This is a genomic window from Marinomonas sp. KMM3893, assembly GCF_004352855.1.
Taxonomy (GTDB): Bacteria; Pseudomonadota; Gammaproteobacteria; order Pseudomonadales; family Marinomonadaceae; genus Marinomonas; species Marinomonas arenicola.
Window position 1 is genome coordinate 201812 of sequence record NZ_SJSC01000001.1, and the last position, 23929, is coordinate 225740.

Genomic DNA, 23929 nt, shown 5'->3' on the forward strand with positions numbered 1-23929 from the left:
TTCTTTAAGCGTCAATCGGGATTCTGGCTCAGCCGACCCCGTTTGACGGCTTTACCTCAACAATTTGTTACGTCTAGTCAGTAAAGTGCAAAGCGACTAGCATTAGCAGCCAAAGCAACGTTAGAATAATTTTCAACGTGACGCACAATCATGGGCGATGATATGCAAGGAAAACGAATTTTTTTCATTATTTTAGGCTGGTTTTCGCTCATCACTGGCATCATAGGGATTTTTCTTCCTTTGTTACCCACCACCCCTCTCGTGCTGCTTGCCGCATGGTGCTTTTCAAAATCCTCTGAGCGTTTTCATACTTGGCTGATTGAGCACAAATACTTCGGCCCAATACTTCGTGATTGGCAGTCTTCCGATGGCATCCCCAAACGCACGAGAAACCGAGCCATACTATTTATGTGGCTTGGCATGACAATATCTATCATTATTGTAGGACGGTTCTGGGCAACGCTTTGTTTAATCATTATAGGGTTGGCTGTGAGCATCTATCTGCTGCGTATGCCAACACGACCAGACCCAGAGAAATCCACCTAAAACACAACATAACCGCGGGTAAACAGGCAAAATACTATGAAAAAACCTTGGCGTAATTATCTTATCATTCCAAGCATCAGCCTATTCATTGTTATTTTTGTCACCTGGCTGCTGACGCCAATCATCGGCAAGCACTACCTGGTCAAATACTTTGCAGAACAAGGTGAAGAAGCCAGTGTGTCTAGCCTGTCGGTAGACTTCTTTCCACCTAAGATCACCTTAAAAGAACTTAACGTGATGGCGGGTGAACAACAGACACTGGCCCTGAATAAGCTGTCTGTTGGCATTGAAGTTTTCCCCTTGTTTACCAAAAACATCCATGTCACCGACGCCGACATTGATGGCCTTATCCTCGATATAAAACAACAAAAAGATCAATGGTTTGTGGCCGGTATCGATCTATCTCAATATCAGCAAACAACACCAGAAGAGACAACAGAGAAGGCAAAAGAAGAAGACACCGACAAGGCATCCTCATGGTCAATCAATGTGCCACGTTTTCGCTTTACCAACAGCGCCGTGCATCTAACACGTCAATTAGCTGAGCAAAGCAGCCCAACAAAAGACACACTCACCATTAACAATGTGGCCATTGACGACCTCGCCGGACAAGGGCTTGATTGGCAAGGTAAACTAGAACTCAACGCGTTACTCAATAGCGCGCAGTTTAGACTGAGCAGTCGCTTCGACTACAACCCGAATACTGCGACAGTGGATCTAACACTGGGTAAGAACCGTCTCCCTCTGAAAGACTTTGCGCACTTTGTACCTGCGCCTTATCAGCAAGGCAGCGGTGTGATTTCATTGGACGGGAAACTGGCGCTGTCGATTCTTTCCAACGCCCAATCCTCCTCTTTTTCATTGCATAAATCGACACTGACTATCCGTGCGGATGACCTTGCACTGCCGCTTCAAGACAAGATGTCCGTCAGCACCAAAAACACGACACTGGACCTTGCTGATGTCTCTGCGACTTACAACACAGACAACGCCATCTCCGCATCGGGGAAGATAACCCTGTCTAGCCAAGACAGTGCGTTTACTCAAGACGAAAACAGCACAGAATATCAAAGCTTGGATCTAAGCTCCGCACTGACCCTTAAGCGCCAACAAAACATCAACGATCTAAAAAGCCAGCAGACAGACATTCGCCTACAAGGCGTCAACATCCAACAAGATGGCAATCAAGCACAAGTTGGCAAGCTTCAACTCACCCTGGATGACTTGGTTGCTCAAGCCCAAGATGACGCCACAGCCCTTCAGTTAACCAGCCATTTGTTAATCAAACTCAGTGATCTCAACGCACAACTGCCTGAAGAACAAACCGCCGCGATCAAGAGTGCGTCTTTAGCGCTGCCGTTTGAAATCAACAAAACAGCAGAAGGCATCACCGCCAGCACCCCGAAAAGTGATTTCTCTGTCACGGGCCTATCGCTCGCGTTAACCTCGTTACTGCTCGACAACGACCATACCGGCATTGAGCTGTCGAATCTCAGCGCAACACAAACATCAGACGAACAGGTGTCTTTAGCACTCAACAGCAAGGTGTCAAGTAGCGGATTAGCCGCACAACAGGCGGACAATAAGCTGGCATATCAGACGCTCAATTGGAGCAATTCGCTCACCGCGACGCAAAACAAACAAAGCATTGCCATCCAAAACAGCCAATTTGACTTAGCCATTGGCCACCTAGATGTTGCCAAAAAGGACACCATTCACTCGACCTTAGGCAACACGCAACTGACGGCAAAACAGCTTAATATAGACTTAGACGGTGACAAAGCGCCGAACCTAACCGGCACAGGCATCAACCTGCTAAGTAACGCCATGGACAGCCAACTCACCCCTGAAAAGCGCGCGGCAGCGTGGGACAGTGCTAATCTGACTAATTTAGATATCACGCAGCAAGGCAATGATTTCGCCGCTACTTTGCAGCAGTTTATTATTAACAACCTGGTGGTCTCTGAGCCTATCAATAAAGGTAAAAAGCAGCCGCCACTGGCTACGTTAAGCCATCTAGAAGTAAACCAAGTCAACGCCAATCAAGATGGCGCTCAGATAAAAAGCGTGCTCACTAAAAATCTAGTCAGTAATGTGCTGATGGACAAAGAACGCCGTATCAGCAACCTAGTCTTTATTGATGCTAACCAGCAAACACCGCCTGATGCCACTGTGCCGAAAACCTCGGCGCCAAAAGAAAAAGACGCGAACAACACGCTTGAGAAAACGCCTGGCGCAGCCCAAGACCCTGCTTTCAAGGCGCCTTACTACGTGATTCTCGGTGCTTTTGACCTTACGGGCACCTCTAGCGTTCATTTGGAGGACAATGGCGTCAAACCGCCACTAAAGCGCACACTCGAGATCACCAAGTTATCGCTTAGAAACCTCAATACAAAAGACAAAAAACAAGCGACAACACTTGCCCTTGAAGTGAAAAATGGCAAATACACCAAACTCAACGGCGACCTAACAATTTGGCCTCTGGCCGATGAGCTAACCATGCAAAGCGAGTTAACAGTATCCCAAGCCGAATTGCCTCCCTATTCCCCTTATATAGCGAACGTATTGGGGTATCAAATTGATTCTGGGCAACTGAACCTAGATTTGAAGTTGGACTCACAACAAGGCGAGCTAAGTGGTAAGAGCCATCTGGTGTTAAAACAATTTGACCTTGGTGGCACCTACGAAAGCGGCTCCGCCATTAAGGCTGGGGTGATTCCTTTGAACATAGCGGTCGGCGCTCTCAAAGACAGCAATAACAACATCGACCTAGATATTCCTTTATCAGGCAACATTGATAGCCCTTCTTTTGGCTGGAGCGACTTCCTCTTTATACCAGTGAAAAAAGCCTTATTCCAAGCTTCAAGCAGCTACCTGCTGCAAACCTTTGTGCCTTACGCCAACGTCATCACAGTGGCGCAATTCGCCAGTGATCAATTGCTAAAAATACGTGTAAAACCATTGATCTACCAAGCAAAAGAAACCACTATCGAAGACCAACAAGACGTCTTCTTAAAACAATTGGTCGCCCTGCTCAAAGACAAAAAGCAAAGTGAACTGAAGATTTGTGGTATTGCCAGCTATGTGGATCTAGGCCTTGAGCAACCACCAGCAACCATTGACGACCAAGCAAGGCACCAAGCCAACCTTATTGCAGAAGAAAGAGCAAACCACTTAAAGGATTACTTGGTGTCGCAGGATATTGACTCTGCACGCTTGTTTATTTGCTCGCCAGAATTGGACTTCTCGAAAAAAAGCCAACCGCGTATTGAGCTCAACTTCTAACGACAAAAAGCACGCGTTAAAGGCCAATTCATTATAATGAATTGGCCTTTTTTATGATCTAAGCCGTCAACATTCGGTAAAACTCAGCGCCAAATACTAAAACCCTTCGCAGCAAATCTTCACGCTATTGATTTACGCCCATACTCCCTCATACCTTAGTGTATGGCTCGCACGAACAAGACGTCATCTTAATGCGAGTCTGAATACAAGGATTTAAATGCTCGAGCCATCGGCATGGCTGCAAACTAGACAGACAAAGTTTGACACACATCAAGCGCTCCCTTGGCTCTCTCGCGTAATCTAGTAATAAGAAATACATAAGGAGAATATTATGCCGATCGAAAACCACACACTGGTCAATGAATTACCTGAGTTTAAAGAAGACATTCATCACCTTAAAATGACCGATGCGCATTTTAAGAAGCTGTTTGATGAGTACAACTTCATCACGGAAGAAGTTGAAAAAATGGAAAAAGAAATTGTCCTTACTAGCACCGCCGAAGAAGAGGAGTTTAAAAAACGCCGCCTTCAGCTTAAAGACACAATCGTAAATTACCTTAAAACCGTCACCGAACAAAAGACGGCGTCCGCTTAGCGCGCATTATTGTCAGGCAACTGACCAACAAAACGTTCAATGACACACAAGGCAATGATGTTGACCAACACATTGCCTTTTTTGGCCAAAAAAGAAGACATCCGCAAAAAAGTGTAAACTTTCAGAAAAAACTCAATTGAAAATGATTATCAAAAACACTATTATGCGCGTCTAACTTACTTACCCTTGGCCCAGCTATGAATTTGAAAACCACGCTAACGATGATGCAAGCATATGGAGCGCTTGTCTTTTCCGCCGGCGTTATCGCAGACTCTAATGTAGAAGACCACACCACGGATCGGTCAGAACAAGTTGAAGTCACATCCACAACAAACGACTCAGCGCCAATTGAACTAGATGCTCTCGCAGTCAAAGGGCGCGCTCTGTCGCTTTACAAAGAAGACGAATCAACACTAGGCACTCGCACCAGCACGCCCATTGATGAAACCCCGCAATCCATTCAAGTGTTGCCCAAAGAGCTGATCGAAGACCAAGCAGCCAATCAAATTAGTGATCTTTATCGCTCTATCTCAGGCGTCTCCTATAACAATTTTTCAACGGTCACCATGCGTGGCTTTGCCCAAGACGAAGTACTCTACGATGGTATGAAAGGCGACCCTTATAAAGGGTTTTCTATCCCTCAACTGTTCACCATCCAAGAAGTTCAGGTGTTAAAAGGCCCTTCTGGCGCTCTATATGGCGCAGGGGATTCCGGTGGCACAATTAACTACGTGACCAAAAAACCGACTTATGAGCAGAAAAATACACTCGAGGTGAGCGCTGGTAACAAAGACTTCTTAAGCGGCAGCGTTGAGTCGTCAGGCCCAGCAAATGAGTCGGGTTCACAACGTTATCGTGTCGGCATTTACTCAAGTGGAGAAAACTCTTACCGCAATAATGTCGAAGAAGAAAACGAAAACATTGACCTTGGCTACGCCTGGGACCTGGATGAAGACTCCACACTGACCCTACAGTACACGCATATTTATCAACATATCGATGGTGCCCGTTTACGCGGCATTCCGACCGATGACGACGGTAACTTCCTAGCAGACACCTCATGGAATAACAATGAGCCTTCGGATTATCAGGAATTAAAAGCCGATGTTTTCCAAGCAACCTTAGACCATGAAATCAATAGCTGGTTAAGCAATCACACCAGCATACGTTATTTCGAAAACACAGAAACACAAAATTATCATGAGCTAAAAAGCTTATCGGATACAGATTCTGATGGCGTTGCGGATACCGCTACCCGAGAATACCGCGATCAAGTTTGGAACAATAAAGGGCTGAATGTCTCCTCTTACTTTGTTTCCGAATTGGGCAAACACACCTTGGTAACGGGCGCAGATTACTACTACAACAAAGAAGATTATGTCTATTATAAAGCCACAGGAGAAAGTGCTGGCGTCTCAAACCTTAGCCTAACGAACCCTGTTTACGACGACGACGTGAGTGACTACACCATGAGCTTGTCGAAAGACCAAACCACAGAGTTGAATCAGGTAGGCGCCTTTATTCAAGACCAGTGGAAAGTCACGGATAAACTGAGCTTATTGGGTAGCGGTCGCCTTGATTACATGCAAGAAGATTACACCGATCACAAAGGAGATACGGAAGCGTCTTATAACGATGTGGGGTATTCCACTCGCTTTGGTGCGACCTACGATCTGAACCGTTACCTAAAACCTTATGTGTCTTATTCAACGGGCTTTTCACCACAAAGCGCTTCTGATCAACAAACTTCTGAAGACGGCAGCTTATTTGACCCAGAAGAAAGCCAGCAATACGAACTTGGTGTGCGCACTTACTTGTTTAACAACCGCTTAAACCTGAATCTTGCGGTGTACCATATTGAGCGCAAAAACATGCTTGCAGAAGACCCTGATGACGATGATTACAACATTGCCATTGGTAAAATCCGCAGCCAAGGTTTTGAAGCCGATGCTTTAATCGACATTACCAAGCGCTGGCTGGCCAACATCAGTTACGCCTATAACGACGTCAAAGTGACCGATACAGACGACGCCTATCGTTACAAAGCCAACATGCCGCACCATCAGCTTGGGGTATGGACTCGATATGACTTCCCGAGCATAACCTCTTCCATTGGTTTTGGCGCGGATTACGTCAGCACTCAAAAAAACCGCGACAATCAAACCGTCAAATCCTACACCGTTTACGATGCGTCTTGGCAAACCGTATGGGAAGACTGGAAGTTCCAAGCCAACATCAAGAACTTATTTGATAAAAAATACGCCGTCAGTGGTTTTACCAAAACCATCGGTTCCTACGTCGGCGAACGCCGCCGTGTTTATCTAAGCGCTAGCTACGACTTTTAACCTGTCACTAGTATAGAAATATCTCAAATAAAAAAGGCAAGCGGTGAATGATCCACCAGCTTGCCTTTTTCGTTACTAACTCTAGCCGTCTCGTTATTCTAATAGGCTAGTATGATGGATAATCATTGTAGCCTTGAGCCGTTCCGCCATACATGGTGGCAGGGTCAACGTCATTGAGTGGCCATCCATTGGCAATACGTTCTGGCAAATCTGGGTTGGCGATAAAGGGACGCCCAAAAGCAAACAAGTCGCCGTGCCCCTTGCTCAATACTTTCAGTGCTTTTTCAATTGTGTATTTGCCCGCGTAGATAATACGCCCAGAAAACGTCTCTCGAACCGCACTGTAGAAAGTATCGGGAAGGTCCGGGGCGTTTTCCCAATCCGCTTCAGCAATGGACAAATATGCCACCTTAGCTTGCTCAAGCAACTTGATCGCCTCGATATAAGTGGTATGTGGATCGGCTTCGACCAGACCTAAATACACTCGGTCTTCATCGGTGCTAGCAAACAAAGGCGCGAAACGCACCCCCAAGCGCTCTGGTCCAACCACCTCACTGACCGCGGCGACAATGTCTTTCAAAAAGCGCAAGCGGTTTTCAAGAGAACCACCATATTGATCCTCACGCTGATTGCTGTGCTCGGAAATAAACTGATTCACTAAATAACCATTCGCACAATGCAACTCAACCCCATCAAAGCCTGCTGCTAGGGCATTTCGTGCCGCTTGTGCGTAGAGCGCAACTAACTCGCCAACTTCTTCCGTGGACAATGCACGTGGCATACTTGGCTCTGCCAGAGCGCCTTCACCTGGACCTGTTTCGACAAACACGCTGACGTTATCCGCTGCAATCGCACTCGGTGCGATAGGAGGCTCACCAGCTGGCTGTAAACTGGTGTGAGAAACCCGTCCTACGTGCCAAAGTTGAGCAAAAATAATGCCTCCTTTTTCGTGTACCGCACGGGTGACTTTTTTCCACCCTTCTATTTGTTCTGGAGAATGTATGCCTGGCGTCCACGCGTAACCTTGGCCTCTGGGCTCAATTTGCGTGCCTTCTGTCACCATAAAACCCGCACTGGCTCGCTGAGCGTAATAACTGGCCATTACATCATTCGGAACATTACCCGGTTGAGAGCTACGAGAACGGGTCAATGGAGGTAAAACAATACGGTTGTTAAGGGTATAAGGCCCCAGTGCAACGCTAGAAAATAACGCACTTGTGTTCGGGGAAATTTGTTTCATGAAGACTCTCTTTTAAAGCGGATTGTGTAACACCTTGTTTAAAAATATGTTTTGTTCTGGCGAATGCTCTACATGGGACAAGGCCACACCGAACACTGCGATCGCCAGCAAAACAATGTTTGTCAGCATAGAGGCTTAAATATACAATTTGAAACAAGACTTTTTTGTTTAAGATACAATTATGAATGGTATAAATAGACTCGATATCAAACAGCTCAGAGTGCTAAATGCTTTGCTAGAGCTTAACAATCTCTCTCAAGTGGCACGCAAGATGGGATTAACGCAACAAGCCATCAGCGAACAGCTGCGGAAAATGCGCGACTTATTTGATGATCGTCTTTTTATCCGCCAAGGCAACCACATGGTCGCCACCCCCAAAGCCCAAACACTGGGCCCTGCGGTTGAACAAATTCTTAAACAGCTCGACGCTCTGCTCGAACCTGATGTGTTTACACCACAAACCTACAAAGGGGTGATTAGCATTAGTGCCACAGACTATGCGACACAAGCACTGTTGCCTCAATTGTTCAGCATTACTCGCCGACAAGCCCCTGGATTAAAACTGATTGTTCGAGATTTCGAATCGGACAAGGTCAATCAACTGATTAGTGCAGGAGAGCTCGACCTATTAATCAGCTTTCCTGAATTCATACCAGATAATCTCGCTTATAAGACCCTACTCGAAGAGCAACATTTGTGTATTACTGGCTGCCAGAATAGCGGCTTTGAGGAACCTTTAAGCCTGTCGGAAATCGCAGCGCTACCGCAACTGGTGGTGTCGCCTTCACGGGCTAATTTAAAAGGCTCCCATGACCAATGGTTTGCGAATAAAGGCTTCAACCGCAATATCGTCATGTCGGTGCCCAGTTTTTCGGCTGTGCCTAATATTTTACAAACCACGGATATGATTGCTTTTTTCCCGTCTAGATTATTGCCTAATGACAAAGTAAAAGAACTGGCCGTCGCCGCGCTGCCCCCTTCATTTCAAGTTATCGTTGCTTGGCACCCTCGTACCAGCGACAGTCCTATTCACCGTTGGTTAATTGAGCAATTGCAAAATTTATAAGCGGGTAGACTTACCCACTATCCTCTTACCTAGGGTTAACCTTTGTTGCGCTTATTATATTTAATTTCTATAAACTGAAGCAGCATAAACAGGTATTATCAACAAAAAACACATATATACACTTACCTCCATCGGCATTACTGCCTGACATTAATTTAACCCCATGTGGGAAAATGCATCTAAGTGGAGATACTCATGTTTAAGAACTTTGGCTGGATAAGCGTCATCCCCTCCCCCATTCATCCGCCTACTATTATTGCCGATTTAAGCAACGTCCTCTTGGCTCGTTACCCTCATGAAGCACAATCTCTGAATGCAAAAACTCGGCGGCCTCGGCGGACCCTTTTACTTTCACAGCACTGCGCTCTAACATCTCAGCTTCAAACTCTGTAAGCACACTGTTTCTAACGCCTGCTTCTCGCCAGTCGGCAAAAGGGCCACACCCTTTGGTCATCGCTCGAGCCAAGGCCAAGGCGTCTAACAAGGCTTGATTTGCTCCCTGTCCTTTAAAAGGACTCATCGGGTGAGCGGCATCGCCAATCAAGGTAGCCTTCCCCGCTTGAGCTAACCACTGAGGCTCTAACAAAGCCCGATCGTACACAGGATAGCCAGACACCAAGCTAGCGTCAGTAGCGGATAAAATTTGTGGTATTGGAGCGTGCCATGGAGTGCGCCGCATGGCTTCTTCCTTCAATGCCTGTACCCCTTTGGCACTTAAGGCTTTGGCCTCTTCTTCAGGCATAGGAAAGCTAAGTTGCCACATCACAGAATCCGATGAATAAGGCATAATATAAATACGCTCATTGCCATTGGCTGTTTGAAAAACCGTAGCAGAATCCAGCAATTCGTTTTCAAGACAGTCGTCTTCAAGCCCCCTCAAATCACGCAACGGGCAAATTCCTAAAATCACAATACAGCCCAAATAACGCAGCGGCGCCACATCGTCAGCGATCAACAACTGGCGCACAGAACTCCGAATGCCATCGGCGCCAACAACAAGCCCCGCCTTCACATGTTTGATCTCGCCAGCCACTTTAAAATGCAATCTCAGACCATCACCAGCCTCTTTCATATCAACAAGCTGATGCCCCCAGTGAACCTTATCGTGACCGCCCAGTTGATCGAGCAACGCCAAACGCAATGACTGTCGCGCAATATGCACGTTAGTGCGTTTAGGAGAGTTGTCTTTCGCTGCCAACTCGCCAGAAGCGAGCCACTTTCTCATGCCCCATTCCGCCACAACCTTGCCCTCTGGCGTATGGACAAGATGACGAGTCGACACCACGCCTTCAGATAGAGAAAAAAGCCCAAAACCTTCAATCGCTTTACTCGCTTGCTGCAAGGTCAAACCATAACCTTGAGAACGCGCATCAAAACTGTCATCACGTTCATAAAGCGTAAAAGGAATACCGCGATGCAAACAAGCCACAGCCAATGCCACCCCACCAATTCCTGCACCGATAATCGCCACATGAGGATAATTTTCGACATCGGCAACAGGATGATTCACAGCACGAACCAAGCCTGAGCCAGCGCAATCGGCACAGTCGTCCAAATGCCCTTTAGGACGAACAGGTGCAGGACCGTTACCTTTTGCTTTTTCGAATGCGGCTAGCTCTTTTTGGTACTGCAACCGCACCTTCTTCCGCAATCTACGGCTCTTTTTTCCACGTCCCTGACAATGCGGACATGCCGCCCAACTCGTCTTTTCAGTTTGCAAATTATTCACTTCTTTCTTCAATCACCCGCCAAATCAACGGCATTCGAAAATATTCCTGAGCTTCATCTTGCACTCCCCTTACTTTAAGAGGACTAAAGGAGACTCTGGCTCTTGTGAGTTGGCCTTTAGGCCAATAACTGGAGATCAATACATCTCACCATAGATCAGAGTCCAAACAATAGGTCTCGCTCAGCTCTTGATCTTAAGTTCAAGAACACCCCATCCTAACCTTCCCCTTGAACGCTTTCCATCAAAGGGAAGTGAGAAGGGACAGAAACAGTACCCGCCCTTAACCTAGCTCTCCCCCTTACTTCAAGGGGGGCTGGAGGGGATTTTGCTCTGACACTTATGAGTTAGAATGCCTAGAAAAAAGAGCGATCAATTATCACGAATTTTATTCAACCAAAGAACGAGGAACCTACGATTAACGTGACATTTCGAAAACAAAGCGACACCTAGCATTTCGACTCTACACTATAATCTGCACCTTTTTTAATACGTCGAGTTCGGCGCAATATCACCGTTCACTTCCCCATCAACCTCATCAGGGTCTATATCATGAATAAGCAAGGTTTCTCGCACGGCTTCCACATGACTCAAAACCAATTGATAACGATCGCCGTACTCATATTTATTGACCTCAATGGCTTTTGGCATATAAGTGAACGCAATCTTTAAAGCCTCTAACATGGCTTGCTTGTCTTCTTCTGTCATGGAATATCCTACCCTTACATTAGCAACATACAATCGAGTCAATGAAACTCATTAAAAAACCAGATGCGTATTTTCCAACATCATCACCTTCTTGCATAGCGCAACTTAATCCCCACACCCACCCCTTACCAGGACAGGCATAGTTAATAACCAGTCAAACATCCCTTATCAGCACCCCTTACCAGGACACGTCCCTTACCAGGACACACCCCTTACCAGGACAGGCATAGTTAATCCCCAGTCGTCCCTTACCAGGACAGGCATAGTTAATCCTCAGTCAAGCTGGACAAAACCCTCAAGCAGTCGCCAATGAATTACTTTTCTTTCTATGTAATCAGTATAATGCAGGTCAAATCATCATTTTAGGACCCACACCATGCCACCATTGTTCGAAGAGCTCGATAGCCAAGATTCTCCTTTAGGTGAAATATCACTGCGTAGAAGGCAGATTCCTGCGTTTGGTGATAGAGATATTTACGAAGTAAAGCTAGGCGAAGAGTTTCTTATGTCGAGCATGTTTGTTGAGGCAGAAGAAGCCTTATCGACACTTGGCTTAGAGCAAGTAAACGGTGAAAACTTAAGTGTGGTTGTGGGTGGTTTAGGGCTAGGCTATACCGCTGTGGCTGCACTAAAAGACGAACGAATCTCTGAATTGCTCGTCGTTGACGCCCTAGACACCGTCATCAGCTGGCACCAAAAAGAGCTGGTCCCTCTAGGGAAAACACTCAACGCAGACACGCGAAACCGTTATGTGCTCGGCAGCTTCTTTGACCTTGCAACCGACCCAAGTAACGGGTTTGACCCAAGCGCTGCGGGCAAAAAATTCGACGCCATCTTATTAGACATAGATCACTCGCCCACTGAATACCTCAACCCAGAGAATGCCGGATTTTATACAACAGAAAACTTATCTCGAATGGCCGAACAACTTAAGCCCTGTGGCGTTTTCGCTATGTGGTCGCAGAATCCACCAGAAGCTGACTTCGAAGCCTTGTTGGCCACCGTATTTAACCGCGTTGATTCCCACCTTGTCTCCTTCTACAACCCATTCCAAGGAAAAGACTCAACCAACTCCGTTTATGTCTGCATCAAATAGCTAGGACAGTCATAATAAGACTAAATAACTAGGACAGTCATAATTAACAATCAAAAAACAGCGGATTATGCCTGTATTTAGACGAGTAAAAGCCAAGTTAATAATGGTGTGCCAGGCTTAAATAAGGGAAAGTGGGCTTAAAAAGGGGTTGAAAGGAAGGATAGTAAATTTAAGGCAAGCTAAAGCAATCAGTTGCACTTAACTGAGCTTTTCTTGCCATTAATGTTGTTACGCAAAAAGCAAAGTATTCTGCCGCTTAAGCTGCCTTTTCCTATTTTTTGATTCACAATAGCGAGCGACCGAATAAGCACGACCAACAACATTCTCTGTTTTCTTACCAAATTGCGTCGCAATGCAGAGCCAATTATCGGCTGAAATACCCAAGCGCTGCAAAATAGGTAGAAATGAAACGTCTATTAGCCCTCTTTTCTGACTGTTTATCACCCTACCCGTCATGTCGACCAATTCTAAATAGTCGTTTAGCTGAAAAGGCAGCCCATTGGGCAAAATAGCTAGGACAGTCATAATTAACGACTAAATAACTAGAACAGTCATAATTAACAATCAAAAAACATCGGATTATGCCTGTATTTAGACGAGTAAAAGCCAAGTTAATAATGGTGTGCCAGGCTTAAATAAGGGAAAGTGGGCTTAAAAAGGGGTTGAAAGGAAGGATAGTAAATTTAAGGCAAGCTAAAGCAATCAGTTACACTTAACTGAGCTTTTCTTGCCATTAATGTTGTTACGCAAAAAGCAAAGCATTCTGCCGCTTAAGCTGCCTTTTCCTATTTTTTGATTCACAATAGCGAGCGACCGAATAAGCACGACCAACAACATTCTCTGTTTTCTTACCAAATTGCATCGCAATGCAGAGCCAATTATCGGCTGAAATACCCAAGCGCTGCAAAATAGGTAGAAATGAAACGTCTATTAGCCCTCTTTTCTGACTGTTTATCACCCTACCCGTCATGTCGACCAATTCTAAATAGTCGTTTAGCTGAAAAGGCAGCCCATTGGGCATATCTTGTCTAGGGTTACCAACAAAGGGAGAGAGGAATTTCGGCTGACTATTTCTCTTCAAAAAACCGATACGATGTTTGATACTGGTAAAATCTGACGTTTCCGGAGTATCACTCACGTTGGCTCGCACTGGATTTAAATCCACATAGGCCATGCAAGCAATTAAAGCCGCTTCGTCTAACAATGCTTGAGACTTAAAACGCCCTTCCCAAAAGTGCCCCGTACACTTGTCTTCAGCATTCGCATGTCGAGCAATTGGCTCATTTAACTCTTTCATAAACCAACTGATATCGATCAACCGATGCCGAAATGACTCTACTGACGCCTCCACCAACTTCAATGCAAAAGGCGATAAGGCTTCTCCTTTAACATATTGTTGTGTATAGGGCGTTCCTTTATGCAGTCGATGCCATTTTTCGAGAACATCTCGTGCGGACCAGTTTTGCGCTTTCTCAGGATCAACGTGCAACACCACATGAAGGTGATTACTCATAATTGCATAGGCACAAATATCAATGCTAAACACGCTGGCTAAAAACAATAAACGTTTCTCGATCCAGCCACGCCGATGTTCATAACTGCTTCCTGTGACGGGGTCTTCACCACATAAAAAAGCACGGCGTACACAACGGGAAATACAATGATAATAAGGCGTACTTTCTAAACTGACTTGCTGACTTCTTGGTATAGGCATAGATCACGCTCTTGACTAAGAATTATACTGTAATTATATACAGTATAATTAATTTCGCCAATTAAACGCTCAAACCTCAGTATGACTGGCTTTTAATGGTGCCTGTCCTGCTAATATTTGCGGTTAAACAGAAGGCAAGTTTTGCATTATCCATTGTTTGCATTGCGCCTTAGGTAAAGCTCCAGACATGCGCGCAATTTCTTTGCCATGATGAAATATCATCAAAGTAGGAATCGAACGAATATGATAGCCACCAGCGATACCTTGGTTGTTTTCAGTATCTAGTTTTATAAAACAGACCTGATTAGACATTTCCCCTGCCAATTCTTCAAAAATAGGAGCAAATTGCTTACACGGCCCACACCAGGATGCCCAAAAATCCACAATTACAGGCAAATCATTGTAGGTAACAAAGCGACTGAAGTTATCGCTGTTTCCCACAATAGGACTTGTTGAAAGAACAGGTTTTCTACACTTTCCACAAATAGGCTTATCTTTAAGTTTCGAGTGTGGCAGGCGGTTTTTTGTATTACAACTTGGACAAATTAATTGGATGGGTGACTCAGTCATCTTAAATCTCACAAAGAATGTTTTGAAATTCGTCTTATCATTAAAAGAATAATATCGAATGTCTAAGCGTTAACAAAGACATTCAACATCATGTTTTAAAAAGAGTCATAATGGAAACAAGATGGCTATCGGGTCAGTACTTGCTGGCTTTCAAACGTCATAGGACTAGACTTCCAACCAGGAATATCCGTCTCTACATTGGCACCAACACTCATGTCGACACTAACAGGGTCCGAGCTGGTCAGCATACGATAGGAACTCATTCCCATCTCACTAAAACCGAGTGTTAACGGAATGGTAAGGCGCTGAGTTTTGCCTTTTCCTAGTGCTATTTTTTTGATTTCGCCACCACCTAATGACGCACCTTTCGATGCCAGCTTATAATGAACATCACTTAAATTCACATCAAAGTCATTTGGGTTGGTTACCTCTAAATCAACATTAAATGTAGCACCACTCAGACCAACAGAGTCCATTTTAACGCCTTTAAACGCGACTTCTGGCTTTTGAGGAATCGGCAACTGTCCGGCGTAGGCTACAGGCATTTTCAAGTCACCCAACACAGGTAAATTAATAGCAACATCACCTTCTACGGCATAATCAAATTGCTTTTTATCCTTAAGGCTGCCAACACCTTTAATAAGCTGGTCAAATGTTAACGTCACGGGTAAACGAACGCTATTGCTTCCCTTCGCAGGCAGAGACAAACTCGAGTCTGGTTGATTCACTTTTGCAATATTATTGCCATTTACCAATAATCCCAGATCAAATCCCGCCGTTTTCAATGGAAATACGTTCGGGTTTTTCACCTCAACATCCAGCAATAACGTCACGGCATCTGTCGATAAGCTACCAATGGACACGCCAGCCACCGACGCTGTGGGCTTATTAACATCCATTGTTTCTTGTAGCGACGCACACCCGGATAACAACACTGTAAGTACACACATCCATCGAGAAAACATACCTTACCTCATATTTTGCACTTCTTATTTGATTACCTGAACACACTTCACTGAGTATAGCCACTACTCAGAGACACGCTAACAAACCACTCTTATGGCTCATCTTTAGAGCGACAGACGTTTCTAACTATGCCTGTCCTGGTAAAAATATTCAGACGGAAAACCATAAAAAAACGCGACCTAAGTCGCGCTTTTTACCGTTACCCACCTCAGGTAAGCAGAACAAAAAATAAGGTTTTACTCAGCATCATCTCGCTTAGTTCGCGTCTTTGGAACCGCCACTACTTCAAGGTAAAAAGACTTCCAATGCTGACTTTGCGCAGCGCTAATATTGGTATTAATATCGCCTTCATGAACAGTTCTTGCTTTATCTGCTGTTTGACCAAATTTGCAATTGAATCCCCAGAAATCAGCCCCTTCAGGCAATGCTTTAGCGCGCTCTTGCTTGATGTACTTTTTAACATCGTGTTTTGCCATCTCAATTAAGCGCTGGTAGGAAATTTTAGGGTGGGATAACGCAAACGTCTTTTTCATTAGAATCCTAGAAAGTTAGCTAAGGCGGCATAACAACCACCCTATTATAGCCGCACATAATAACGGGTTAGCCCGAATGCAGCAACGTCCCACAAATATCTAAAACCAACTTCCTATATGCATGCCTGTCCTAGTAAGCCTTGAAATTCATACCGAGATAAATCTCTGAGAATTGGTCTAAAACCCAGAAACCATGGGCTTTTTAACGTGCCTGTCCTAGTAAACCCCTGATAAATCCTATGCTGCTAAAGCCTGCGATAAGACATAAGAAACATATTGTTACACTTTGATATTTGCGTGAACGAAAAAGCGGGTCTAAATTTGAATCTAGACAGAGAGCAAGGGATTTGCTTCAGCCTCCAGGACGGAGGCTCTGTCTATCTTTCATGACGAACCCAGCGCTGCAAGGACGCAGCTAAAATACTTTTCCATCCGCGTAATACCCTTTTATTTTTCATTCCTTTCTCTACTCTAATGCCATGACACCTTTTTCATTCGAGGTTATATGTGCTTCCCTTGATTTAATCTTATGGCTTTTTAATCGGCTATCTTAGGTGGTGGCTTCTTAATATCAATTTCATTGGTTATAATTTGGCGATAAATTTAAAACAAATAATCACATAGAGAATCATTTTGATGAAATTTCACAAAGCCTTAGTCGCTACTGTCATCGGTTTGAGCGTGGCACAATTAAGTTTCGCGCAAACTCAAATCACTTTTAAGTCAGCCAAGACCAGCTCGTCTTATTATCAAATGGCTGTAGAAATCGCCCAAGCGGTTAAAAAAGACACGAATAGCGATGTGATTGTTACTGTTGAAGAAAGCCAAGGCTCTGTTCAAAACGTGATGGAGTCGGCTTTTAGGGGAGCTAATTACGTATTCACAACGCCTCCTGCGCTGGTAAGCCTGGCACAGAACGGCAAGGCCATGTTTAAAAATAGGAACAATCCTAAGTTTAATGACATAAGAGCACTTTTCCCCATTCCCTCTTTGGCCATGCATTTTGTTGTCTCAGAGAAGAGCAATATTCACAATTTTTCTGAGATGGAAGGCAAGAAAATATTACTGGGCAAAGGAACATTTGGCGCTAACGAAGGCGCTAAATACATCAAACTGTTTGGCTTAGAAGGTAAAATAGACTTTGCTCAAGTTGAACTTTCCAATGCTGTACCAGCCTTGAAAAATGGTCAAATCGATGGTTTTGTTACCTCAGGCTCTTTCCCCGCTCCAAACGTCATTGAAGCGTCTGCTGGCACAAAAATAAAAATCCTATCATTAACGGATGAGCAAATAGCGCAATCAAAACGCACCAAACTAACGATTCCAGCTGGCACTTATAGCGGACAAGAAACCGATATAACCACTACTTCGTTACCTGTTGTTGTTTATACCAGCACCGCTATGGACGAGGCTACCGCCTACACATTAACAAAAGCTTTTTGGGAACAAAAACAACGAATGGGAAATGACTCCCCTTGGTGGAAAGGTGTTTCAACAGACATGCTCAGCAACATTACTGGAAAGATTCACCCAGGTGCTGCTAAGTACTACCGTGAAATGGGCGTCCGTTTAAATGCCAATCAACTATAAGCTATGATGTTTAATCACGGTTGCCCTGCGGTATAAAAGCGCACATCTCCCTTTTATACCGCTTCCCTTAAGCAGAACTTATTATAATATTCTAGGTTCTGCTTAAAATACCTAATACACTCACTCACTTTCTTATCTTCCATTTACTTAAACAGATTACGCTTTATGCCTAGCAAATATTTTTGGGCCGGTTTTGGCTTCGTTAGTATCATTTTCCATTTAACACTTATTTTTTCTGGTTTAGTGCCTAATCTAGTTAGTCGCCCACTTCATATGGCACTCGCCCTACCATGGGCTTTTATCTTTATGAGTAGTACACCTTTCCAACGCTATACTGGCTACTTATTTACCATATTAGGCTTAATCGCAACCATGTGGGTGGCCTACAATGCCGACTCATTAGGCGACCAATACGGTTATATCAGTGAAAACTACCAGCTATGGATTGCCGCTGTTTTGTTGCTAAGTGTTTTAGAAATGGCAAGACGCAGTATTGGCTGGCCATTGCCATTGGTAGCGGTTCTCGCTCTGGCATATGGGATGTTCGGACAATATATCCCAGGTGAATTTGGTCACCCTGGCACCCCGATAGGCAGCTTTTTGGGTACATTAACCATAGCTGAAGGGGGAATCTGGGGGAAACTCACAGGGGTTTCTGTCAGTATCGTTGCTATCTTTGTTATTTTTGGCGCCGTGCTCAATGCTGGCGAAGCAGGACAAGGCTTCATGAATTTAGCACTTACCGCGGCTGGCAGACTACGAGGCGGAGCAGCAAAAGTGTCGGTTATTTCTTCAGCTCTATTTGGCTCTATCTCAGGCTCCGCTTCTGCTAATGTCGCATCAACTGGCGTAATCACATTACCCGCTATGACAAAGCTTGGTTACCCTAAATCATTAGCCGGAGCGACTGAGGCCGTTGCCTCTTCTGGAGGGCAAATCATGCCACCATTAATGGGCGCCGGCGCATTTGTGATGGTTGAGCTGACAGGAATTCCATATCAAAGCATCATGATGGCCGCCATTTTACCCGCTATCTTGTACTTTTGGGCAGTTTGGGTGGGGATCGATGCTTTTGCACTACGCTATGATTTAAAAGCCGTCAGTAAAGACCAGCAACCTAGCCATCGTCAGCTATTCATTACCTGTAGCTTCTTCATGATTCCATTTGGGATATTGCTTTGGGGAATGTTTGGCCCTGCTTATACACCACAATTTTCCGCAAGTATCGCTATTTTTGGTGCGGCTATTTTACTTTTCTTCAATTCCAAAGGCGTAGCGAATAAAAAACAACTGCTTGAACGATTAGAAGATGTCGGCATTAATGCAGGCAAACAAATCGCTATGATAGCCGCCATCATATTGTGTGCTTCTATCGTGGTTGGTGTACTGGCAATTACAGGGTTGGGCGTAAAAATAACGTCTCTCATTATTTCAGGCTCTGCGGGAATGCTTTGGCCTGCCATTTTCTTAACCGCCATTGCCTGTTTAATCCTTGGCATGGAAGTACCCACTACCGCAGCGTATGTCATCTGTATTTCGGTAGCGGGTCCTGCGTTAGCGCAATTGGGCTTATCTGCACTTCAAGCCCATTTATTTGTCTTCTGGTTTGCCTTGCTGTCAACGATCACGCCCCCTGTGTGTGGCAGTGTTTTCATCGCTGCAGGGATGGTCAAAGAAAACTGGCTCAAAGTCGCAGGCATTGCCATGATGTTGGGAGTAGGTTTGTATTTAATCCCGTTGGCGATGATCGCTAACCCTTCGCTTATTTTATTAGGCAGCAGCCCATTGTTAGCCATCGCAAGCGCCTTAAAAATCGCCCTCGCACTCTATTTTATATCCATGGCACTCATTGCCCCTTTTAAATACATCAAACGAGCTGTGTATTTATGCGTCGGACTCACTTTGATTTTTGCCCTGCCAATTTAAATTTATGACTCACTCCTAGGCCTGCATGGACGCAGGCACAATGGGAATCTGGCGATAAAAATGGAGTTTTCATCATTTAGCCCACATCACATTTTCGTATCAAACATCTATCAAGCCCAGCAACCACGGGCTTTTTAACATGCCTGTCCTGGTTAATTCTCGACTCTGACCTCTGGTTAAATTCATCGATTCATGAGTTACTGGCCTGAAGGCCAGCCCACAAATTAAAAAAGTCACCGAACCCAGCAACCACGGGCTTTTTAACGTGCCTGTCCTGGTTAATTTTCACGAACCCAGCAACCACGGGGTTTTTAATGTGCCTGTCCTAGTTAATTTTCCTCGTGCCTCGTTTCATCCGACCTACGGGGGAAATAATCATCCGGCCTACGAGAAGGAGTCATCCGGCCTACGAGAAGGAGTCATCCGGCGTACGACTGTTGATAAAAGGCGTTGTTTATAGCTGGATGACTCTGGCGTTGGCACTGAGTGGGCTGGGGATGTGGCTGATGAATAGGAGTAAGTTAGGTTGGTAGTCATGTTGGAGTGCATGGCAGATTGTTTGGATGCTGGCGCTGTCTAGGCCGTCAAAAGGCTCGTCGAGCAGTAGCACTGGGCGATTTCTTAGCAGCAGCCGAGCCAAAACAAGGCGTTTACGTTGGCCGCCAGACAAGTCTCGCCCTTGAGCACCAAGTAAAGTATTAAGCCCTTGGGGTAAGTTGCGCGCCCAATCCCCTAGGGCAACGGCGTCGAGTACTTTCCAAAGCGCTTCTTCCGTCGCATTTTCAGCGCCAAGTTGTAGGTTGGCGAGTAAGGATTGCTGGAAGACGTAAGGGTTTTGAGGCAAATAACTAAGCTGGGATTGGTACATTTCATTGCCGTAAAGCGGCATTATTACACCATTGATTTGAGCCTGTCCTTCGCTAAGAACATCTCCAGCTAGTGCGGCAAGCAAGGTGGATTTACCACTGCCACTGTGGCCTTGTAGCCAGACACATTCATTGCCTTCTAGTGTCATGGATACAGTGTTATTACCTAGGTTAGAAGGCGCGTGATAACCACGAAATTGAGTCAGCTTTATGCTTTTAATGGTAGCTAATGACGCTTGATTCGCCGTACTCTCATTCTGTTGTACCGTATGCAGTTGATTCAAGCGGCGTATACCTACTTGAGATTGCCCTTGTGCCACAAAAGACTGAGACAAGGGTAAGACCAGTTCATTTACCGCTAAGACACACAGAATGAAAGCCACCAGCCAAGCACCTTGAACGCCTGCAATTAAGCTCAGTTGTGCGCTATTTTGACTGTCCATTAGGGTATAAAAAACACTGGCAAGAAGCCCTAAGGTAACGCAGTAAGAAGCAAGTCGACCTAGGCTAATGGCTTGCTGGATTTTCACTTCTGCTTGTTTTTGACGAGCGTCCAATTGCTCTAAACGCTCAGCGTAGGTTTGCCAATGACCGCGGATTGTTAAGGTAATGAGCGCGGAGAATACACTCACAAACCGACTGCGGCGATGGGTTCCTAAAATCTGTCCGACATGCACATGACGACTAGCGTAACGACCACACATAAGAGGAATAAGCACTAGATGGAAGAGCGCGGCAATGCCCATAGGCAAGACTAAAGAGGGCGAGATAATGTACGCCAACACGGTAACGCCAGCGTAAGCAAGTAAAGCATACAGCCAAGGCAGCATGACCACTAAAGGCCAACGAATAATTTGGTCTAGATCACTGACGAGGCGCTGCAATAAGTCCCCTCGACTTTGCTGATGCAGACTCGCAGGCGCTTTTGCCACCCGTTGATCCCACACCCATAACCGCAACGTTTTCAATAGCCCAAGCAGGTGTTCATGAGCGGAAACTTGCTCACCATAACGGCCAGCGGTACGCAAAATGGCCATCAAGCGCACTAGAGCACCTGGGGTAAAATAGTTGAACCCTTGTGCTAGCCCTAAAACGCCAGCAAGACCTGCAGCGGATAAGAACCAACCAGAAATACCGAGCAATGCCACACCAGCAAGGCTGGCCATAACGCCGAGTAAAAGTGGTATCGCAAAACCCCATGGGTTCGCCAATAACAGGCGCTTAAGCGATAGCTTGGATACTTTGCTCATGCAAACCTCCGTGGGTTAAATTCCAATGTCTGTCAGCCCAAGAAATCGGGTGTGTATCGTGGCTGACCACTAACAATGTTTTGCCTTTTGAAACGCTATTTAGTGTCTCAAGTACGGCGTTAGCCGTGTCTTCGTCAAGCCCAGAACACGGTTCGTCTAGCAACCAAACATCGGCATTGGAGAGCAGCGCCCGAGCAATGGAAAGTCGCTGCATTTGCCCTCCTGATAAGCCGGTTCCTAATTCGGTAAGCTTGGTCTCCAGCCCAGCCGGTAAGGCCTTAATGAAATCCGCACACTGGCTTTTCTCTAAAGCGGTTTGTATTTCTTGTTCACTTGGAGGCTGTATCCCCAACAATAGATTTTGACGAATGTTGCCATTTACCCATTCTGGTGTTTGTGGCAACCAGGCCAATCGGCCTCGCCACTGCGCAATATCCAGCGTCGAAAATGGCTCGTGGTAAACAAAACATTCGCCTTGATAACCCTTTTCAAACCCCAATAGCAAATGCAGCAAACTGGACTTTCCGACACCAGATTCGCCACTAAGCCAGATACGCTCACCTTCACGAATATGATTACTGATCGGCGCTAAACGAGTCCGGCCAGCTTGCTGCCAGCTCAATGCTTGAAAGGTCAACAAGGAGGTAGATTGTGTTTTGACGATCGATAAATGCGATTGAATGGCGTCGTCTTTGCTCGCGGTCTGCGTGTCTTGTGTCGGAGTATTGAATATTTCCAATAACGCGGTCGCTGCGGCTTCGGCTTTTTGTTTGGCGTGATAATCGTTGCCTAATTGGCGCAACGGTAAATAAAACTCTGGCGCGAGTAACAAGAGAAAAAAGGCTTGAGTTAACGTGACCGGTGCCTGTCCTTTGTCCCAAGGCAATTGCTCTAGCAAACCCAACCCCAGATACAAGGCGATCATCGCGATGGACAAGGAGGCGAATAACTCCAACGTTGCGGTCGATAAGAATGCCAAACGCAACACGCCCATGGTCGTTCTTTGATACGCACTGGCGCTGTCCGACAAACGCTGTTTGGCTTGTCCGGTACGACCGAGGCGTTTTAGTTCTGCCAGCCCTTGGCTTAAATCCATAAACTGGTTTGATAACATGGCCAACACTCGAAACTGTCGACGGTTCGCTTGCGCGGCTTTATGGCCCACAAAGATCATAAAAATAATCACCAATGGCGCCGTCATCATAAACACCCCAAAGGCAATATAAGAGACAGGCAACACCGCAAGCAAAATAACACAGGGAATCAAGGACACCATAAACAACTGAGGTTTATAGCGACTGAAATAATCATCGAGGGCGTCGACTTGTTCATAGACTCGTGTCGACAAGGCCGCATCTTCGTCAATTTTTAAGCGTGAAGGCCCAAGATGAGTCAAATGTGAGAGTAATTTTTTGCGCAGTGTATAGCGAATACTGCGACTGGCTGCGGCACTTAATCGCTCGCGACCAAAGCTGGCCAACGCGCGAATAAGCAATGCAGAAAAGGCGATTAACAACAATGAAACAGAAAAAGCGCCGTCGATGACCAAGTCAGAAAAGACATTGGCCAAAGACCAAGCTTGGGCAACCAAACCGACGGTAAAAAGAATACCCAGCAGCTGAACAAGACGATAACGTTTCGTTTGTCGTTTTGCCCATTCATTAAGAAACTGCAATTCGGGCGTAGTTAGCCGTGCCTTTCGTGGCGACTTGTGCGCTTTCTCTTGTTTAGACATGCGCTTACTTTTGCTCCTCTTCGCCTTCGTAACCGCTAAAATCTAGCCAAATCGCGTTTACAATACCGAATGCGCAAGCCAGTAAAACCCCTAGACTCCAAGCAAAATACCACATAATACTGTCTCCTTTGTGGGGCGCTACAGGTGGAGCGCCCCCTTCTTAATGAATGTG

19 protein-coding genes are annotated in these 23929 nt (G+C 45.5%); 8 read left to right on the top strand and 11 right to left on the bottom strand.

Annotated features, from left to right (window positions below; all coding sequences use genetic code 11):
* Window positions 1-162: 162 nt before the first annotated feature.
* The 4 genes from E0D71_RS00950 to E0D71_RS00965 all read left to right on the top strand — a co-directional run bounded on the left by E0D71_RS00950 (window position 163) and on the right by E0D71_RS00965 (window position 6771).
* The gene (locus tag E0D71_RS00950; RefSeq protein WP_133001435.1) at window positions 163-546 is read left to right on the top strand and encodes a YbaN family protein; all 384 of its coding nucleotides are present in this window, start codon (window positions 163-165) and stop codon (window positions 544-546) included.
* 36 nt (window positions 547-582) lie between these two features.
* Window positions 583-3831, top strand: a complete 3249-nt coding sequence (locus tag E0D71_RS00955; RefSeq protein ID WP_133001436.1) for a DUF748 domain-containing protein — start codon at window positions 583-585, stop codon at window positions 3829-3831.
* 331 nt (window positions 3832-4162) lie between these two features.
* On the top strand, window positions 4163-4426 hold the full coding sequence (locus E0D71_RS00960) for a DUF465 domain-containing protein (protein ID WP_133001437.1): 264 nt from the start codon (window positions 4163-4165) through the stop codon (window positions 4424-4426).
* A gap of 197 nt (window positions 4427-4623) precedes the next feature.
* Entirely contained in the window at window positions 4624-6771 is a 2148-nt protein-coding gene (locus E0D71_RS00965; RefSeq protein WP_133001438.1) for a TonB-dependent receptor, read from the top strand.
* Between the two features lie 106 nt (window positions 6772-6877).
* Here the strand turns inward: E0D71_RS00965 and E0D71_RS00970 are convergent, their stop codons facing one another.
* Window positions 6878-8011 carry an alkene reductase gene (locus E0D71_RS00970; protein WP_133001439.1) on the bottom strand — a complete coding sequence of 378 codons (1134 nt, stop codon included), beginning with the start codon at window positions 8009-8011 and terminating at the stop codon, window positions 6878-6880.
* Window positions 8012-8192: 181 nt separating this feature from the next.
* Between E0D71_RS00970 and E0D71_RS00975 the strand changes: the two genes are divergently transcribed.
* Window positions 8193-9077 (top strand): LysR family transcriptional regulator, encoded by an 885-nt coding sequence (locus E0D71_RS00975; RefSeq protein WP_133001440.1) that lies wholly within the window; start codon window positions 8193-8195, stop codon window positions 9075-9077.
* A 253-nt stretch (window positions 9078-9330) separates the two neighbouring features.
* On the opposite strand, the gene E0D71_RS00980 is transcribed toward E0D71_RS00975, so the two are convergent.
* Complete coding sequence (locus E0D71_RS00980) at window positions 9331-10716, bottom strand: NAD(P)/FAD-dependent oxidoreductase (RefSeq protein WP_243711926.1); 1386 nt, start codon at window positions 10714-10716, stop codon at window positions 9331-9333.
* A gap of 573 nt (window positions 10717-11289) precedes the next feature.
* The gene (locus tag E0D71_RS00985; RefSeq protein ID WP_133001441.1) at window positions 11290-11511 is read right to left on the bottom strand and encodes a penicillin-binding protein; all 222 of its coding nucleotides are present in this window, start codon (window positions 11509-11511) and stop codon (window positions 11290-11292) included.
* Window positions 11512-11887: 376 nt separating this feature from the next.
* On the opposite strand from E0D71_RS00985, the gene E0D71_RS00990 reads away from it, so the two are divergent.
* Window positions 11888-12607, top strand: a complete 720-nt coding sequence (locus E0D71_RS00990) for a spermidine synthase (protein ID WP_133001442.1) — start codon at window positions 11888-11890, stop codon at window positions 12605-12607.
* A gap of 228 nt (window positions 12608-12835) precedes the next feature.
* Here E0D71_RS00990 and E0D71_RS00995 read toward each other — a convergent pair whose 3' ends face one another.
* The 5 genes from E0D71_RS00995 to E0D71_RS01015 form a co-directional block, all read right to left on the bottom strand.
* Complete coding sequence (locus tag E0D71_RS00995) at window positions 12836-13132, bottom strand: hypothetical protein (protein WP_133001443.1); 297 nt, start codon at window positions 13130-13132, stop codon at window positions 12836-12838.
* A 217-nt stretch (window positions 13133-13349) separates the two neighbouring features.
* A complete protein-coding gene (locus tag E0D71_RS01000) occupies window positions 13350-14321 on the bottom strand; it encodes a transposase (RefSeq protein WP_133001444.1) in 972 nt (323 codons plus the stop codon).
* 123 nt (window positions 14322-14444) lie between these two features.
* A complete protein-coding gene (gene trxC / locus E0D71_RS01005) occupies window positions 14445-14891 on the bottom strand; it encodes a thioredoxin TrxC (RefSeq protein ID WP_133001445.1) in 447 nt (148 codons plus the stop codon).
* 125 nt (window positions 14892-15016) lie between these two features.
* Window positions 15017-15856 (bottom strand): LEA type 2 family protein, encoded by an 840-nt coding sequence (locus E0D71_RS01010; RefSeq protein ID WP_133001446.1) that lies wholly within the window; start codon window positions 15854-15856, stop codon window positions 15017-15019.
* A gap of 237 nt (window positions 15857-16093) precedes the next feature.
* The gene (locus E0D71_RS01015) at window positions 16094-16390 is read right to left on the bottom strand and encodes a DUF6172 family protein (protein WP_133001447.1); all 297 of its coding nucleotides are present in this window, start codon (window positions 16388-16390) and stop codon (window positions 16094-16096) included.
* Between the two features lie 636 nt (window positions 16391-17026).
* Between E0D71_RS01015 and E0D71_RS01020 the strand changes: the two genes are divergently transcribed.
* Together E0D71_RS01020 and E0D71_RS01025 are read left to right on the top strand one after the other, a co-directional pair.
* Window positions 17027-17980 carry a TAXI family TRAP transporter solute-binding subunit gene (locus E0D71_RS01020; RefSeq protein ID WP_133002084.1) on the top strand — a complete coding sequence of 318 codons (954 nt, stop codon included), beginning with the start codon at window positions 17027-17029 and terminating at the stop codon, window positions 17978-17980.
* Between the two features lie 165 nt (window positions 17981-18145).
* Complete coding sequence (locus tag E0D71_RS01025) at window positions 18146-19906, top strand: TRAP transporter fused permease subunit (protein ID WP_133001448.1); 1761 nt, start codon at window positions 18146-18148, stop codon at window positions 19904-19906.
* Between the two features lie 454 nt (window positions 19907-20360).
* On the opposite strand, the gene E0D71_RS01030 is transcribed toward E0D71_RS01025, so the two are convergent.
* Genes E0D71_RS01030 through cydX form a run of 3 tightly spaced genes read right to left on the bottom strand, consistent with a single transcriptional unit; the run spans window position 20361 to window position 23872 of the window.
* On the bottom strand, window positions 20361-22022 hold the full coding sequence (locus E0D71_RS01030; RefSeq protein ID WP_133001449.1) for an ATP-binding cassette domain-containing protein: 1662 nt from the start codon (window positions 22020-22022) through the stop codon (window positions 20361-20363).
* Window positions 21994-23757 (bottom strand): thiol reductant ABC exporter subunit CydD, encoded by a 1764-nt coding sequence (gene cydD / locus E0D71_RS01035; protein WP_133001450.1) that lies wholly within the window; start codon window positions 23755-23757, stop codon window positions 21994-21996. The genes E0D71_RS01030 and cydD overlap by 29 nt, the downstream gene beginning before the upstream one ends.
* Before the next feature lie 4 nt (window positions 23758-23761).
* Window positions 23762-23872: a cytochrome bd-I oxidase subunit CydX gene (gene cydX / locus E0D71_RS01040; RefSeq protein ID WP_133001451.1), complete on the bottom strand. Its 111-nt coding sequence runs from the start codon at window positions 23870-23872 to the stop codon at window positions 23762-23764.
* Window positions 23873-23929: the final 57 nt, after the last annotated feature.